This is a genomic window from Priestia aryabhattai B8W22 (assembly GCF_000956595.1).
In the GTDB taxonomy this organism is placed as follows: Bacteria; Bacillota; Bacilli; order Bacillales; family Bacillaceae_H; genus Priestia; species Priestia aryabhattai.
In genome coordinates this window covers 133,935-150,078 of record NZ_JYOO01000003.1, presented here as the reverse complement: position 1 = coordinate 150,078, position 16,144 = coordinate 133,935, and the positions used below count along the sequence as shown (strand labels likewise).

The window sequence follows — 16,144 nt, the reverse complement described above, 5'->3', positions numbered from 1 at the left end:
AACTAAAGGGTAATTGGTGTTCGAAGGAAACAGAAAATGTTATGATAGAACAAGGATGTGCTCTTACAAAAAACAGCTACATACATAATAAAAAATACAGCGTTTGTTTGCAAAATTAAAATGGACAAACACATGGTGTTTAACCATGGATGTTTGTGGGAAAATAAACTAAGTATTTTCAACAAAAAGTAAATTAAATTGTGTTTTCACTTATAAAAAACACGGTAAATTGGAAAAGGTGGGGTCATGATGGACGTAGAAAATACACAAGGTACAGAAGAACAAGCACCTAAAGTCAAAGCAGCTAAAGTTGGCGATACGATTCAGCCTAAAAAAGGCGACTATAAAGGATTTAAAGGAATTGTTATGGTAGTGCGAGACAATTCGGTTATCGTCGATTTTGGGAAAGATGCTGAAACGGGCGAATCCATGAAAACAGTCGTTAATCATAAAAACTATAAAATCGTAAAAAAGTAGGTGAATAACCTACTTTTTTTTACTGAATATATGTTTAAAGGCGGCGATTTTTCTATCGGAAACCTGAGGAAAACGCATAGGTAAAGCAATTCTTTGAGAAGAAGAATGTTTTTTAGTAAACTATAGAAAGTATGCAGAAAGAAAGGATTTTTTGTTATGTCAATTCAATTATCACAATTATCATTACCAAAAGAGGTTCTTTCGCTTTTAGCGAATCGTAAATATGAAAATCTATCTCATGCTGATCAGCTATTAATCGGAAAAGGCGGCTATACAGCAGAAGAAGCAGATATTTTAGAAGATGCCATTATTGCCTTGTCACTAGGGAAAAACGTACTTTTAAAAGGGCCAACAGGTTCAGGTAAAACAAAGCTAGCTGAAACGCTGTCGCATTTATTTTCTCAGCCGATGCATAGCGTTAACTGCTCGGTTGATTTAGATGCAGAAGCGCTGCTTGGCTTTAAAACAATTTCTGAACAAGAAGGTAAAACAGGTATCGAGTTTGTAGAAGGACCTGTTATTCAGGCAATGAAAAAAGGCCATTTATTATATATTGATGAAATTAACATGGCGAAACCTGAAACGCTTCCTATTTTAAACGGGGTACTTGACTACCGGAAAATGATTACAAACCCATTCACTGGAGATGTAGTGCGCGGTCAGCAAACATTCGGCGTAGTAGCGGCTATTAACGAAGGGTACGTTGGGACTGTTCCATTAAACGAAGCATTAAAAAATCGTTTTGTTGTCATTGAAGTGCCATATATTCAAGGGAGCAGCTTAAAGCAAGTTCTAATGTCTCAGTCTCAGTTAAAAGACGAAAAGTTAATTGATAAATTTGTCACGCTCTCTGCAGATTTAATTACTCAAGTTCAAAGCGGCCATGTATCAGAAGAAGCTGCGTCTATTCGTGCGCTTATTGATACGTGTGATTTAGCTCTTTATATGCCGCCTCTTCGCGCGATTAAACGCGGTATTATTGAAAAGCTAGAAGATGAAAGGGAAAAAGCCGCCATTCAAAATATTGCTGAAACATTATTTGAGTAAGGAGTGGCGCTATGCGATTTATTAAATTTAACGACAAAAATGTAGATTCCTTTCTCTATATGGAGCTGGCAGATTTAACGAAAACATTAACAAAAAATGATGAAATTGAAGTAGAGTATCGTGTTTCTTCTTATTATGACCCTGTACACGGCATTATTTATCTCAGTCACTTTTGGGATAACCGTCCAGAAGAAGACAAAGTACACGGTTTAAAAAGTGATGTATTTTTAAGGAGTATTGGAAGCTATAAGCATTCAAACTTCAAAGAAATTAATGCATATTTAAAGAAAATAAATAAAACGTCGGTACCTAGCTTAGCTAAGCAGCTGTTTATGCTGTTTGAAGATATTCGTTTAGAAGAAGTATGCAAACGCGAACGTCCTGGAACGAAAAAAGCCTTCGCAGTCAGAAGAAATCTCTACAGAAAATATTTTGCTACACAAATGAGCGCAAATTTAACAAAAAGCGTGTATACGGATGCACTTTTTAACGGCATCTACTTGCTATTGACGGCTGAAAATCCGTTTGAAGAGATTCCTTCAATGAGTGAATCGATTAACTTAGCGATGCCTTTTATTCGCAGACAGCTAACAAATGTATATGAAGCTAAAACGACAAAAGATGTGTCTCGCATCTGCCTTGAACTTGTAGATATTTTTGATGATATTATCGAAAAAGATATGCTTAATACTTATTTCTTTTTGGCTGAACTCCAGTATGATCAGTTAGAAGAAGGGTTAACCTTTGAAGATTTAAAACGCAAAGATTCATTAGTTAACGATGATATTTTAGAGCATGAAAAAGACGGAGATGAAGACATTCACGAAGAGAAAATGGAAATGTGGCATCGAGAGACAAGCGAAGCGACGCAAAGTTTTCTGCAGTTTGATATGGATCAAGGTTCAAAAACAGATATGCTAGGCGATGGTGTTCGTGAAGGCGACGATGGAGATCAAGCAATGGGAATGGTGCAAGGATCTTCTCAAAAAACATCGAGGAACGATTACTCTCAAATCGAAGCCATGGAGCAAACGCATCCGGAAAAAGACGGAGAAGCAGATTATGAGTATGGGAAAGAAAATAAGCATGCCTATGCTGTTTTTATAGATTCTAAACTTCCGAACGAAGATCATGTTGTTCAGTATGATGAGAATAAAAAAATCATTGCATCGTATCAAAAGAAATTAAAGCAAATGATTGAAAAAACGCTTGAACATAAAAAAACGCTTCCTAGAAGCGAGCTGCACTTTGGCCGATTAAATAAAAAACTTCTAAAACTATGGACGGATGATAATCCTCGTTTGTTTTATAAAAAAGATGAAGATTCTGCACAAATTGATGCTGTCTTCTCTCTTTTAGTTGACTGTTCCGCATCGATGTACGACAAAATGGATGAAACGAAGCTCGGAATTACGCTATTTCATGAAGCATTAAAATCTGTTATGGTGCCTCATCAAATTGTAGGATTTTGGGAAGATACAAATGATGCTACCGAAACAAGCCAGCCTAACTACCTGCAGACGGTTATGGACTTTCAAGCATCATTAAAGCGTAAAAGCGGTCCTGAAATTATGCAGCTTGAGCCTGAAGAAGATAACCGTGATGGATTTGCCATTCGCCATATGACACGTCGCTTGCTTCAGCGTTCTGAGCAGCAGAAGTTTTTACTTGTGTTTTCAGACGGGGAACCAGCGGCTATGGGATATGAACAAAATGGTATTGTAGATACGCACGAAGCGGTATTAGAAGCACGAAAACATGGAATTGAAGTCATCAACGTCTTTTTATCGAACGGTGAAATTGATGAAGGACAAAAGAAAACCATTCAAAATATGTACGGGAAATATAGTATTCTAGTACCAAACATCGAAGAACTTCCCGATGTGCTATTTCCTTTACTCAAGAAATTACTTCACAAAAGTATTTAAAAAAGTCGAAGCATATTGCTTCGACTTTTTTTTGCTATTGACCGTTAAAGAGGAGAGAGGTAAGTTAAATATATATGAAAAAGAGAGAAGGAATGGCAAGTGGAAGGAGTTCAAACATCATCTAAAAGAGCATGGGGGCTGCTGCTTGTAATCATTGGCGCTACGATGTGGGGGGTATCTGGCACGGTAGCACAATATTTATTTCAGCATAAAGGTTTTAACGCAGAGTGGCTGGTCGTCGTCCGTATGCTAGTATCCGGATTGCTGCTTTTGGCAATAGCCTCTAAGCAGCGCAATATTTTTGCGATTTGGAAAACAAAAGAAGAGAGGACTTCGCTGCTTTTGTTTGGTGTAATCGGTATGCTCGGCGTACAATATACATATTTTGCAGCTATTGAAGCAGGAAACGCTGCTACAGCTACAGTACTTCAATATACGTCGCCAATATTTATTATTGGCTATTTAGCCCTGCAAGCAAGAAAGTGGCCGGTGAAGGTAGAAATGATTTCTGTTGCGCTCGTCATAACGGGGACATTTTTTCTTGCAACAAGCGGAAATTTTAACGAGCTGTCTATTACAGGATGGGCGTTGTTTTGGGGGATTGGGGCAGCTGTGACGTCTGCTTTTTATACGATTCAGCCTAAACGCCTTCTTGCGAAATGGAGCTCAGTTGAAGTAGTAGGCTGGGGAATGGTAATAGGCGGTGTAAGTTTTTCATTTATTCATCCGCCGTGGCATATAGCCGGTGAGTGGTCGTTATTGTCGCTGTGTGCGGTGCTATTTGTGATTATCTTCGGAACGCTCATTGCATTTTATTGCTATTTGGAAAGCTTGAAGCATATTAGCGCTTCTGAAGCTATTGTTCTTGCGTCAGCAGAGCCTTTATCAGCGGCGGCGCTCTCTGTTCTATGGCTTCATGTGACCTTTGGATGGACAGAGTGGTTAGGTACAATTCTTATTATCGCTACGGTATTTTTGCTTTCTCAGCGAAAGCCGGAGGTGACATCATAAGTAAAAAGGACTTTCAAATGAAAGTCCTTTTTACTTTTATAGAGGTTTTAGCGTAAACGTGTTTGTATACGAGCGGTTGGCATACAGTGTGTAATCAGGATGTGTTTTAGCTCCCCAGCTGTCGTCTCCGCCAACGCCCATTTGCTTGTAGTTAACCCGCACGGTTACTGAATCGCTTGACGGCAATTTGTAAAAATGATCGTAAGCCTCCAGTTCAAAAGGTGAGTAAGGTAAAGCGTTCAGCTCGACTGTTGGCAAACCTTTTAGTAAAAAGCCGCGTCCTTGATCGTTTGTAATAGTTGCCCATCTAACGTCCGTTTTGTTTCCGCATTCTTGAGGGCGTAAATACGGTGTAACTTGCTCTTTTACACTGCCATTATGAAGGCCAAGCTTAGCGCCAGTTTTACGATCCCAATAATTTTCATGAGGGCCTCTGCCGTACCATGTTAAAGAATCAAAAGCCGCATCCATCGTAAACAGCATGCCGATTTCAGGAATTTCAGGCATTGTCTGAGAAGGTGCTAAAGATTGTTCAATCTTCATTTCACCATCGTTATATAGCGTATACGTTACATAGCAAGAAGCAACAGAGTTATCTAAAGCTAGTTCAACCGAAATGATAACAAAGTCAATTTGCGGCTGAACAGTTACTTTTTGCACATGCTGCTCTAAGCTTGCTTGACGCCACGTTTGACATCTTTCATGCAACTTATTTCCAAGGTCATTATCGGTGACTGCACGCCAAAAATTCGGACGGAAACCCAACGCAAGCAGCTCGGTGTGCTCATAGTTGTAAGAGATAAACTGTCCTTTTCGCTTGTCAAAAATAGCCGTGAAGTTAGTTCCTGTAACCGTAAGCGTTTGTTCGTTTTGGTCAACTGATAAAGCAGGATAAGCAGCTTTTACTGAAGGTACAGCGGTTTTGGCAGGCAGCACAAACTGTTCGTACGCCACTTCATATCCAGCTGAAGCCCAAGCTGTATCTTTGGATAATCTGAGAGAAAGAGTCAAAATAAATTCATCAGTTTCGTTTTCCTGCTCGTAAAGAGGATAAGAAAGCGTCAGTTCGTTTGTACTATCAGGAGCTACATTTAAAAGAGACGCATGTTTTTCAAGTAGTTCACCGTTTTTTTCAACCGTCCAAACAAAATCAAAGGCGTTCAAGTTTGTAAACAGGTGTTTGTTTTGAACGGCAAATTTTCCTTTAGAAGCGTCGACTGCTGTCCACTTTACGGGCTGATAGCATTTTTTTACTTCTGCAATTTTGGGGCTAGCTGTCCCATCAGCAAAGATTAAGCCGTTTCCGCAGAAGTTACCGTCGTTAGGCGTATCACCAAAATCTCCGCCGTAAGCTAAGTAAGAAGTACCGTCTTCTGCTGTTGTTTGAAGAGCTTGATCTTTCCAGTCCCATATAAAACCGCCTTGCAAGACTGGATATTGATCGAACAGGTCCCAGTATTTGTACAGATTTCCGCAAGAATTGCCCATAGCATGACTGTATTCACATAAGATGTAAGGTTTTTTTGGATTCATTAATGCATAGCGTTCTACATCTGCTGGCTTAACATACATCGTGCTTTCTATATCAGAAGCATCATAGTCGCGGTGATGGAAGATTCCTTCATAATGAACAAGTCGAGTGGAATCTTTTTCTTTAAAAAAGGTATACATATGCTGAAAATTTTCTCCGCCAAATGATTCATTTCCAAGCGACCAAATAATGATAGAAGGGTGGTTTTTGTCACGTTCGTACATCGAACGACAGCGATCTAATACGTTTTCTTTCCATTCTGGCTTGCTTCCTGGAACGGCTTTTTGCTCACCTTCTTGTAAATAAGTCCACGTTCCGTGCGTTTCTAAATTGGTTTCGTCAATAACATACAGCCCGTATTCATCACATAGTTCATACCATACTGAATCGTTAGGATAATGGGATGTACGCACCGCGTTAATATTATGCTGTTTCATCAGCAAAATATCGTGAATCATGTCTTCGCGTGTGATGCCTGCCCGGCCCTTTACTGAATCAAATTCGTGGCGGTTCACTCCTCGAAGTACAATGCGCTTGCCGTTGATTGTCATAAGGCCATTCTTTAGTTCAAACGTACGGAAGCCAACTTTACAGCTTTCTGTTTCGATAATAGAACCAGCAGAATTCTTTAAGCTGAGTACAAGTGTATACAAATTAGGGCTTTCCGCGCTCCATTTTGCAGGGCTTTTAATGTGCGTACGTAAGGACGCTGTATATTGATCGCTTACACTTACATTTGTTTGCAGCGGAGCTTGTAGTACTTCTTGGCCATTCGCGTCATACAGCATGACTTCAAATGTTAGATCTTGAGTATCGTGCTGAAAGTAATTTAAAATATCAGCTGAAACGCTAAGTTCACCATCTTCGTAGTTGTTATCAAGCGACGAACGAACGCTAAAGTCATAGATGTGAACCGGTGGAGTAGAGTAAAGATACACATCTCGGAAGATGCCGCTCATTCGCCAAAAATCTTGGTCTTCAAGCCAGCTTGCGTCACTCCAGCGATATACTTCTACTGCTATTGTATTTTCACCTTCTTGAAGGTAAGAAGTTATATCAAATTCAGCTGGAGTAAAGCTATCTTCGCTGTATCCAACAAACTCACCGTTAACCCATACGTAAAAAGCAGATTCGACGCCTTGGAAGCTGACGTACACCGGCTGATCTTTCCATTCGGATTTAGGTGTAAAAGTACGGACGTACTGACCGACAGGGTTATATTTAGTCGGTGCAAAAGGAGGTTCGAGGTTTTCGTTTTCAACCCAAGGGTACGTCACGTTTGTATATTGAGGATAATCATATCCTTGCAGCTGCCAGTGTGAAGGAACTGAAATAGAGTCCCATTTCTTATATGAAAATTCAGGAGCGAAAAAGTTTTTGACGCGGCCATCTGCATTTTCAGCAAAATGAAAATACCAGCTGCCATTTAAGCTTTGATAGTAAACAGAAGATTTTCTATCATTTTTTAAAGCCTCTTCGACCGTTTGATAAGGCATAAGTAAAGCGTGTGCTTTTGCACGGTTCAATTGAAAAATTTCAGGGTTGTTATTCCATTCAGGGTATCCGTTTGCAGGTGCTGTATAATGAAATTTCTTGCCGGTTTTTAACATGTCGATCCCTCATTTCTAAAGTACTAGGTTATTAGTTTATATGAAAATGATAACGTTTTCTGAAAACCTTATCAATCTAATTATTTTCATGATAATATAACTATATTCACATAAAAAGGGGGAAGTAATGTGGACCGTATGTACTTTCCGGCTCTTTCAGATGAAGATATGAAACTGCCATTCTATGTTACAAGCGCTGGAAGCTGGAGACACCAAACGCATATTAAGCGTCAGGGAGAGTTTCCTGATTACCAATTGATTCAATGCCTAAAAGGAAGGGGAGAGCTTCGTGTAAACGACGAGGTTTATATTATAAAAGAAAATGAAGGGATGTTTCTGACGCCGCACGTTCCGCACGAATACTATCCCGTTACGAGCGAATGGCAAGTATGCTGGGTTTCTTTTAGCGGAAGTTTGATTGATGATATCATGCTTTCTCTTCAATTTATTAATTCGGGAAAAATCGTCCTTACAAATGCTGAAAGTCTTTACAGGATGCTTCAAGAACTAATGAATCGGTTAGAAGAAAATCATACCTCTAGCACCATGCAGTGCTCTGAACTACTATACAGCGTCATTTTAAAACTTCGCCAAGACAGCGTATATATAGAAAGTAAAAGTCGCCTGCAGCAAATTACTCAGCTAAACCCAGTCCTTCGTTATATCGAGGAATACTATCATCAGCCGTTAACGCTAGAAGTACTGGCGCAGCAGCTCAACGTAACGGAGCAGTATACGTGTTTGCTCTTTCAACAATCTCTTGGCATCCGGCCGTTTGAATACGTAACGCGCGTGCGGATTCAAAAAGCAAAGAAACTGCTGCTTAAAAACAACCAAATCTCCGTACAAGATATAGCAAGACAAGTAGGGTATGAACATTCAAGCTATTTTATCAAGCGCTTCAAAGAACAGGAAAACGTGACGCCAACTGTTTTTCGGAAAATGTATTTTTCATAAGCTACATATATCGGGTTTTATCTAGGTCATAAGACATGATGTGTATGCTGGTTATTTCGTATGAGTTTTAAAAAAGAAATTAAATGTAGTTTTAAGTGAAAACGGGGAGGAAAAGTAGAGAGAAGAAACAAAAAGGAGGGATAAACGTGTTTGGGTTAAATGATCTTCCAAAGTTTGTGTGGTCATTCTGTCTTGTATTGCCACTTGTATCATTTGTTCATCAGCTGGGGCATTCCGTCATGGCAATTATTTTCGGAGGGAAGGTCGATTTTACTATTGGGCGGGGGAAAACGATTCTTAAAATGGGGAAGTTTAAAATTAAGTCAGTCTATTTTCTAGACTCGTTTTGTAAATATGAAAATCTTAAGAACGACAGTCGCTTTTCCCATGCAGTGGTGTATGCGGGCGGCGTACTGTTTAATTTACTTACTATTTTTATAATAAATGGATTCATTATGGCTAATATTCTGCCTGAAGATATATTTTGCTATCAATTTGTTTATTTTTCAGTCTATTATGTTATTTTCTCACTGCTTCCAATTCAATATACAGAGACAACTGCAAGTGATGGACGTGCTATATATAACGTATTACGGTACGGGAAAACGTGTGATCCAGATTAAAGGGCTGTGTGTAGCAGCCTTTTTTTCTGTTTCATTTAAATAAAAAAAGGAAAACTTTACGAAAAGAAAATAGTAGCGGATAATAAAGATATTACGCTATGGAATGGAAGAAAGGAGAGGATTTATACGATTATTGAGACAGAGCGAATGACGCTGCGAGCTATGGCTGAAAGCGATGCAGGCAATTTAATGAAAATATTTGAAGATGCTGAAACCATGAAGTATTATTCTTCTACTAAAAATGAACAGGACACATATCGCTGGATTCAATGGATGAAGCAGCATTATCAAACATACGGCATTAGCATGTGGGTCGCTGAGGATAAACAGAATGGAGAGTTTCTAGGGCAGTGCGGCATGGTTCTTCAAAAAGTAGACGGAAAGGTAGACCCGGAGCTTGGCTATTTATTTTTACGCAGCTGCTGGGGAAAAGGCTATGCGAGTGAAGCAGCAAAAGCTTGCCTACATTACGGACTTAATACGCTGAAATTTCAGAAGATTATATCATTAATAGATCCTGACAATTTCCCATCGATTAAAGTGGCTGAAAGAATTGGCATGAAAAAAGAAAAGCAAGTTAACAAATGGGATAAATCATTATTTTTTTATAGTATATATAATGAAAAATGAGAGTAAAGGAGTGTTAGCATGATCAACATTAAGAACGTTTCAGTAAAACGAGCAGAAAAAGAAATTTTAAAAAGCGTGTCGTGGTCAGTGGAAAAAGGGGAACATTGGTGTTTGCTTGGATTAAATGGTTCCGGAAAAACGACGCTTTTAAATATCATCAACGGATATATCTGGCCTACAAAAGGGGAAGTAGAAGTTCTTTCAAGGAAATTTGGAGAAACAAATCTGTCTGAGCTGAGAAAAGAAATTGGATGGGTAAGCTCTTCGCTTCAACAGCGGTTTCGAGATGACGATACGGTTGTAGAAATGATTTTAAGCGGAAAATTTGCATCTATTGGGTTATATGAACAAGTGGATCAAAAAGATATGAACCAAGCCATAGAATTAATGCAGCTGCTAAATTGCGAAGATTTACAAAATCAGGCCTACGGAACACTTTCTCAAGGAGAGCGCCAGCGAGTGCTAATTGCCCGAGCTCTTATGGCTTCACCAAAGCTTTTAATACTTGATGAGCCATGTACAGGTCTAGATATAATGGCCCGAGAACAGCTTCTTCAGCTGATTGCAAAAATGGCAGATCAGCCAAAAGCTCCTACGCTTATTTATGTTACTCACCATGTAGAAGAAATTTTGCCTTGCTTTACCCATACGCTTTGTATGCGCCAAGGAGAAGTGTTTTCTTCTGGAAAAACGAAAGACCAGCTCACTGAGCCGCATCTTTCTGAATTTTTTAATCACCCCGTAGAGATTCAGCAGCAGAAGGAACGCACTTGGCTGTCATTAAAAGAACCGGTAAAAAGCTGAGCTAGCGTCGAGAAACCTTCTTACATACCATGGGAAAAAGAGCGCTGCTTGCAATGGAAACCAGCTCATTGTGGAGATAATGTTTACATGCTACATAAATAGTGGTGCTGCAAATAATATCAATTAGTAAAAAAGCAGCAATGTCATGTTTGTCAATGGTTACAAATACAAAAGAGGAGGAATCATAAGTTGTCATCGTTGGCTCCTTTGGTTATATCGTTATGTTACTTTATTCACAAAAGGCTTGGGCTATACGAACTTTTAAAGAAGTACGATGATGACAGCTGGTTCTCTCCTCTACAGCTGATAATACTCTTGTTCGAGTATACTCATGATAATATCTGTCTGAAATGCTTCTTCAATAAAAGCACCTTCACGCTCTATTCCTTCTTTTACAAAACCGCATTTTTCATAACAAGCAATGGCTCTATAGTTGTACTCAAGCACTCGTAAATCAACTCTGTGCAAGTGAAGGTGTTCAAATGCGTACGCAAGTACCAATTTTGTAACTTCAGTGCCGAGCCCTTGATTCCAAACGGAAGAATCAAATAAACCAATTGCATACCGTGCGCGCCGGTCGTATTCGTTAACGGTCAGCCGGGCTTCTCCAACAAAGCGCTGCTGATATTCAATACACCAATTCAGCTTTTGAGACTTTATGTACTCGACGTGCCGCTTGGCATCTTGTAATGTAAGAGGTTTTAAGTTTCGGGTATCGCCTCCGTACATGCGAATAAGTTCTTTTGTTTGCTTGCATGCTAAATAGTCATTTACATCGCTGTCTTTTGGTTTTCTTAGTATCACGTTTTTTCCTTTTAAAAGTGGTGAAACATTATTCATTTGATGCATCCTTTCTTTCCTAACATTAAAAAGGTATTCCACTTGTCTCCTAAAAAACCTGCTTTTATATATAAAAAGAAACAGCTATAGGCGCTGTTTCTTTACGAAGAATGTTTTTTTGCGTAGTGGGCAAGTGCAAGAAGAGGAAAAATATCATTGTAGCTGTGGTACTGAATATAAAATTGTCCAGGAAGACCAATTCCCGTGGGATAATGAATTTGCTGCTCTGTAAGATTTGGATTCAGTAAAAATTTAATTCCTTTTTCAACGGCTCGATCTTTTAACGGACATATTGTCATTAAAGCATCGAGAGCCCAAGCCGTTTGAGAAGGAGTGCTAAAGGGTAAAGGCACATATTTTTTTAAAGAAGCGCTATAGCATGATTCTCCGAATCCGCCGTCTTCTTGTTGAATGCTTTTGAGCCAATTGATGGCTTTGATGATACGCGGATCAGAAGCAGAAATTCCTACAGCACGGAGTCCTGTAATAGCGGCCCACGTTCCGTAAATGTAGCAAACACCCCACCGGCCGTACCAGCTCCCGTTATCCAATTGATGATCAAACAGCCATTTTACTGCAGCTTTAATCGAAGGATGGGATTTATTCATACCGGCAAAGTTTCCGAGGCACTCAAGCACTCGACCGGTTAAATCGGCAGTAGCCGGATCCGTCGCTGCATCTTTTGCATTTTCAAGCGGCAGATAAGTAAATAAAATAGAGTCGGTATTTTTTTCAAATGCAGCAAAACCCCCGTCTTTGTTTTGCATGGACAACAGCCAGTTAATGCCTCTTTGCCAAGACTCCAAATAATCTGTATCGGTTTGCGCTCTTCTAGAAAGAGCTCTGATAGCAGCAGACGTGTCGTCTAAGTCAGGGTTATTCGTATTAATATCGGAAAATCCCCAGCCTCCAGGTGCTGTATTTGGGTTATGAAACTGCCAGTCTCCAAGCTTTGTATGCTGTCTTTTCTTTAAGTAGCGAGTTGTGCCTTTAATCATGGGATCTTGCTGCGGTACACCTGCTTCTTGTAGAGCGTAAGATAGCAAGGCGGTATCCCAAACGGTTGACGTAGAGTTTTCTACGTGCACGTGGCCGCTGCATGTACTAAGTAGTGAACAAATACCGTCAATTGCTTTTTGAACCACAAATGAATCTTTTTTATAGCCAAGAGCCAAAAGACCGTAAATCATAAAAAAAGTAGAGGTGGCGTAGCTGTAGAGTGTACCATCTTTTTCGATTCTTTCCAGCATGTAACGCTCGGCTGCTTGATAACCAAGCTTGTGGATGTAAGAAGGTAAAGAAGCCAGCTGTTTTAAATGGTCGACTAAAAAAATAGAAGCGCGTGATTCCTGAGCAGTTTGATCCGATTCCTGTTTCTGTTCTCTTACATCTAAATGAGAAAGAGAAGGTGTATGCCTAGAAGTAAGTGAAAATTTTTTGTTTCCCGCTACCATCATCGGAACGAAGTGAATTCTGGCATAGGTGCTTAATTCATAAAAGTTAAGCGGTACATAGGTAGGGACAAGCAAAAGAGAAAGCGGGAGGTAAAATAGCTTTGGCCACTCGTATAAGCCGTTAACACAAAGCATCCATCTTGTGAGAAAATGGGCGCGAGAAATGCCTCCTGAATCTATAATATATCTTTCTGCTTTTCGTAAAATCCGGTCGTTTTTTTGGTAATAGCCTGAATATAAAAGAGCTGTATAAGCTTGAATAGTGGCGGATAAGTTATGTTCTTCATCATCAAACAACGTCCAAAGGCCATCTTCATTTTGAAGGGAAACGATCCGTTCGGTTAATTGTTTAATCAACACTTCTTTATCTAAATCAAAGGTGCGAAGAAGCATAATTAAAAACGCATCAGGCATAACGCCTGTTTCAAAACAGTAGCGAAATGACCCGTCATTTTTTTGTGTTGGGCGCAGATAGGCGATTCTTCGCTGAATCTCTAGCTGAACTTCCTTTAGCAATATGATCACCTCTTATGATAATGCTTTTCAATCTTTCGACCTGTTTCTTTATAACTGTATTCAAAGGAAGAGAGTTCTATGAGAGGAGAAAGTTGCAAAGAATAGAGCGCTTGCTGCACAATAAAGGTACTGGAAAATTGGAGTGATAAAAGTGAAAGAAATACAGGTAGAAGTTATTCAAGGGCGAGGCTCTTACCGAGAGCTTGGTGAAATGCAAGGGGAATTACATAAAGGGACAAAGCTGTTTGAAAATCATCAAAAAAGAAGAAAACGTTCATTACGAAGCTATCAAACGATAGCAAAAGAAGCTCGTCATTATTACGACTTATTTGCTCCCGGACTGTGGGATGAGCTAGTGGGCTTAGCAGAAGGCTTAGATTGGTCTCTTGAAGACGTTATACATGAGTACAGCGGGTATCAGCAAGAGTGGAAGAAAACGGGATGTTCTGCTCTTATGCAGCACGGCGTGTACGTGCGAAACTACGATTATCATCCTAAAACGTACGAAGGTCGATTTTTGCTTTTTCAGCCAAATGAAGGATATGCAAGCGTCGGGTTTGGAACAAGAATGATAGGGCGAATGGATGGAATGAACGAAAAGGGATTAGCAATTGGCTATCATTTTGTCAATCGCCGCCGTCAAACGAACGGATTTATTTGCTGTACGCTTGCGCGGTTTATTTTAGAAACATGTGAAACGACAGAAGAGGCTGTTGCTATTTTAGAAAGGGCACCGCACCGTCATGCGTTTAATTATTCCATTTATGACCGCAGCGGACAGGGAGCAGTAGTCGAAGCATCTGGACGAGGCGTTCATGTACAAAGAGGAACGATGATGGGGTGTACGAACCATTTTAATCAGCTAGTCGAAGAAAATCGTCATCATTTGGTAGAGTCAAGGGAAAGGCTCGATCATATTCGAGATCATATTGAAAAAAAGCTATCGCCTCTTGAAGCTTTCACTTTATTTAATGAAGATGAATACGGTATTTTTAAAGAAGATTACCGGAATTCTGCTGGAACGCTTCATACAGTGGCGTATGTACCGGAGACATTGCAAGTCATTGTCGGTATTGGACGAAAAGCAAAACCTCTTATTTTCTCGTTTGAAGATTGGATGAAAGGAGAACAATTAACTATAACGAAAATAAAAGGAACGGTAAATACAGACGAACCATTTCCGTTTCAGTAAGGAGCAGCATAATGAGAATTGTAACGAATCAAGAAATGTATCAAGTAGATGATTATATGATGAATACAATTGGGATGAGTGAAGAGTCCCTTATGGAAAATGCCGGGCAGGCTGCTGCAAACGTGCTGAGTGAGCGAATCGAACAATATGAAAAAATAGGGCTGCTTATAGGAACGGGAAACAACGGAGGAGACGGTTTTGTCATTGCACGTGCTTTGAAGTCAAAAGGCTATGAAGTTGACGTCTGGGTAGTTCCTGCACGGGAAAAAATAAAAGGCGCAGCCAAAAAAGCAATGATCATCTATGAAAATGCTGGATTCGCGTGGCAGTCGGCGGGAGACAACTTCTCTGTGAAAAAGTATACGGTCCTTATTGATTGTCTATTAGGTATAGGCGTAAAAGGCAGCATCAAATCACCTTATGATAACATTATAAAAAAAATAAACGACTCTAAGGCTTACATATACAGCATCGATGTCCCAAGTGGAGTAATGGAACAGAAGCAAGAGCTTACGATACGTGCAGATGCTACGATTACGCTTCAGCAGCCAAAAATCACGGCATTTACATACCCGAGCAAAGAAAGCTACGGTGAATTGATTATAGTAGATATCGGTATTCCGCCGCTAGCAATTGAAAAAAGCTCATTTCTTAAAGAGATATGGTCAACCCAGCATATTAAACAATCTTTTCCCATTCGGAATGCTTCGTCCAATAAAGGTACGCATGGAAAAGGAATCGTAATAGGAGGTTCACTCCAAACACCTGGAGCGCCAATGCTAACGTCAAAAGCAGCACTCACAAGCGGAGCAGGGCTTTTAACTCTTGCGCTTCCGAGTGATATTCATGCGATTGCAGCTGCTCACATGTTGGAAGTGATGTACAAGCCATGCCCAAGCAAAGATGGCTTTTTTGCAGGCGAGATTCCTTTAGAAGAAGCGAAGTATGATGCGGTTGCAGTCGGACCGGGGCTTGGGAGAACGAAAGAAACGAAGAAAGTCGTCGAGCAAGTGCTTCAACAGCCGGTTTCTGTTGTAATCGACGCAGATGCTCTTTTTCATCTGCCAGATTTGATGAAAGAAGTAAAAGAAAGAGCACACGCAACGATTTTAACACCTCATCCGGGAGAAATGGCTAGACTCGTGGATACAACAATCTCAGAAGTAGAAGAAAATCGATTTTTAATATCTAGACAATACGCAGTGGAAAATGGTGTGTACCTTGTATTAAAAGGTCCAAATACGATTGTTACAACACCTGCCGGGAAACAATATGTAAATACCACTGGAAACGCAGGACTTGCCAAAGGCGGAACGGGTGACACGTTAACGGGGATCATCCTCGCTTTTATCATGCAGCATGATTCTCTTCAAGAAGCAATCAGTAATGCGGTATATGTTCACGGAAAGGCGGCGGATGTTCTGCTCGATCAGGGGCATACAATGATAGATATTTTAGCAAGCGACGTTATTTCTGCACTTCCGGCAGTCTTCGGGCAGCTGAATGAGAAGTAATTTCTTCTAG

14 protein-coding genes are annotated in these 16,144 nt (G+C 40.0%); 10 read left to right on the top strand and 4 right to left on the bottom strand.

The features are described from left to right. Nucleotides 1-246: 246 nt before the first annotated feature. The 4 genes from N178_RS03430 to N178_RS03415 all read left to right on the top strand — a co-directional run bounded on the left by N178_RS03430 (nucleotide 247) and on the right by N178_RS03415 (nucleotide 4,463). Nucleotides 247-477 (top strand): YkvS family protein, encoded by a 231-nt coding sequence (locus N178_RS03430; RefSeq protein ID WP_013056869.1) that lies wholly within the window; start codon nucleotides 247-249, stop codon nucleotides 475-477. 156 nt (nucleotides 478-633) lie between these two features. Continuing rightward, nucleotides 634-1,524, top strand: a complete 891-nt coding sequence (locus N178_RS03425; protein WP_014460283.1) for an ATP-binding protein — start codon at nucleotides 634-636, stop codon at nucleotides 1,522-1,524. A gap of 11 nt (nucleotides 1,525-1,535) precedes the next feature. Then, on the top strand, nucleotides 1,536-3,452 hold the full coding sequence (locus N178_RS03420; protein ID WP_045290476.1) for a vWA domain-containing protein: 1,917 nt from the start codon (nucleotides 1,536-1,538) through the stop codon (nucleotides 3,450-3,452). A 99-nt stretch (nucleotides 3,453-3,551) separates the two neighbouring features. Next, on the top strand, nucleotides 3,552-4,463 hold the full coding sequence (locus N178_RS03415; RefSeq protein ID WP_045290474.1) for an EamA family transporter: 912 nt from the start codon (nucleotides 3,552-3,554) through the stop codon (nucleotides 4,461-4,463). Nucleotides 4,464-4,499: 36 nt separating this feature from the next. Here the strand turns inward: N178_RS03415 and lacZ are convergent, their stop codons facing one another. Next, nucleotides 4,500-7,604 carry a beta-galactosidase, LacZ type gene (lacZ, locus tag N178_RS03410; RefSeq protein ID WP_045290472.1) on the bottom strand — a complete coding sequence of 1,035 codons (3,105 nt, stop codon included), beginning with the start codon at nucleotides 7,602-7,604 and terminating at the stop codon, nucleotides 4,500-4,502. 138 nt (nucleotides 7,605-7,742) lie between these two features. Here lacZ and N178_RS03405 point away from each other — a divergent pair, with 138 nt between their 5' ends. From N178_RS03405 to N178_RS03390, 4 genes are all read left to right on the top strand, one after another. Next, nucleotides 7,743-8,561 carry an AraC family transcriptional regulator gene (locus N178_RS03405; protein ID WP_237758394.1) on the top strand — a complete coding sequence of 273 codons (819 nt, stop codon included), beginning with the start codon at nucleotides 7,743-7,745 and terminating at the stop codon, nucleotides 8,559-8,561. Nucleotides 8,562-8,707: 146 nt separating this feature from the next. After that, entirely contained in the window at nucleotides 8,708-9,184 is a 477-nt protein-coding gene (locus N178_RS03400; protein ID WP_045290467.1) for a site-2 protease family protein, read from the top strand. A 147-nt stretch (nucleotides 9,185-9,331) separates the two neighbouring features. Then, nucleotides 9,332-9,814, top strand: coding sequence for a GNAT family N-acetyltransferase (locus tag N178_RS03395; protein ID WP_045290466.1), 483 nt, complete (start codon nucleotides 9,332-9,334; stop codon nucleotides 9,812-9,814). Between the two features lie 18 nt (nucleotides 9,815-9,832). Continuing rightward, on the top strand, nucleotides 9,833-10,618 hold the full coding sequence (locus tag N178_RS03390; RefSeq protein ID WP_045290464.1) for an ABC transporter ATP-binding protein: 786 nt from the start codon (nucleotides 9,833-9,835) through the stop codon (nucleotides 10,616-10,618). A gap of 1 nt (nucleotide 10,619) precedes the next feature. On the opposite strand, the gene N178_RS03385 is transcribed toward N178_RS03390, so the two are convergent. From N178_RS03385 to N178_RS03375, 3 genes are all read right to left on the bottom strand, one after another. Continuing rightward, on the bottom strand, nucleotides 10,620-10,814 hold the full coding sequence (locus N178_RS03385; RefSeq protein WP_014460274.1) for a hypothetical protein: 195 nt from the start codon (nucleotides 10,812-10,814) through the stop codon (nucleotides 10,620-10,622). A 101-nt stretch (nucleotides 10,815-10,915) separates the two neighbouring features. Continuing rightward, a complete protein-coding gene (locus N178_RS03380; RefSeq protein ID WP_045290626.1) occupies nucleotides 10,916-11,458 on the bottom strand; it encodes a GNAT family N-acetyltransferase in 543 nt (180 codons plus the stop codon). A 101-nt stretch (nucleotides 11,459-11,559) separates the two neighbouring features. After that, the gene (locus N178_RS03375; protein ID WP_045290462.1) at nucleotides 11,560-13,437 is read right to left on the bottom strand and encodes a terpene cyclase/mutase family protein; all 1,878 of its coding nucleotides are present in this window, start codon (nucleotides 13,435-13,437) and stop codon (nucleotides 11,560-11,562) included. 142 nt (nucleotides 13,438-13,579) lie between these two features. Here N178_RS03375 and N178_RS03370 point away from each other — a divergent pair, with 142 nt between their 5' ends. Beyond that, complete coding sequence (locus tag N178_RS03370; RefSeq protein ID WP_045290460.1) at nucleotides 13,580-14,620, top strand: C45 family autoproteolytic acyltransferase/hydrolase; 1,041 nt, start codon at nucleotides 13,580-13,582, stop codon at nucleotides 14,618-14,620. 11 nt (nucleotides 14,621-14,631) lie between these two features. Next, on the top strand, nucleotides 14,632-16,134 hold the full coding sequence (locus N178_RS03365) for a bifunctional ADP-dependent NAD(P)H-hydrate dehydratase/NAD(P)H-hydrate epimerase (protein ID WP_045290458.1): 1,503 nt from the start codon (nucleotides 14,632-14,634) through the stop codon (nucleotides 16,132-16,134). Nucleotides 16,135-16,144: the final 10 nt, after the last annotated feature.

Coding starts and splice junctions, on each gene's coding strand:
- N178_RS03405 (WP_237758394.1), top strand. CDS start 7,743: ATGTACTTTCCGGCTCTTTCAGATGAAGATATGAAACTGCCATTCTAT.
- N178_RS03385 (WP_014460274.1), bottom strand. CDS start 10,814: ATGACAACTTATGATTCCTCCTCTTTTGTATTTGTAACCATTGACAAA.
- N178_RS03390 (WP_045290464.1), top strand. CDS start 9,833: ATGATCAACATTAAGAACGTTTCAGTAAAACGAGCAGAAAAAGAAATT.
- N178_RS03395 (WP_045290466.1), top strand. CDS start 9,332: ATGACGCTGCGAGCTATGGCTGAAAGCGATGCAGGCAATTTAATGAAA.
- N178_RS03420 (WP_045290476.1), top strand. CDS start 1,536: ATGCGATTTATTAAATTTAACGACAAAAATGTAGATTCCTTTCTCTAT.
- N178_RS03430 (WP_013056869.1), top strand. CDS start 247: ATGATGGACGTAGAAAATACACAAGGTACAGAAGAACAAGCACCTAAA.
- lacZ (WP_045290472.1), bottom strand. CDS start 7,604: ATGTTAAAAACCGGCAAGAAATTTCATTATACAGCACCTGCAAACGGA.
- N178_RS03380 (WP_045290626.1), bottom strand. CDS start 11,458: ATGAATAATGTTTCACCACTTTTAAAAGGAAAAAACGTGATACTAAGA.
- N178_RS03365 (WP_045290458.1), top strand. CDS start 14,632: ATGAGAATTGTAACGAATCAAGAAATGTATCAAGTAGATGATTATATG.
- N178_RS03425 (WP_014460283.1), top strand. CDS start 634: ATGTCAATTCAATTATCACAATTATCATTACCAAAAGAGGTTCTTTCG.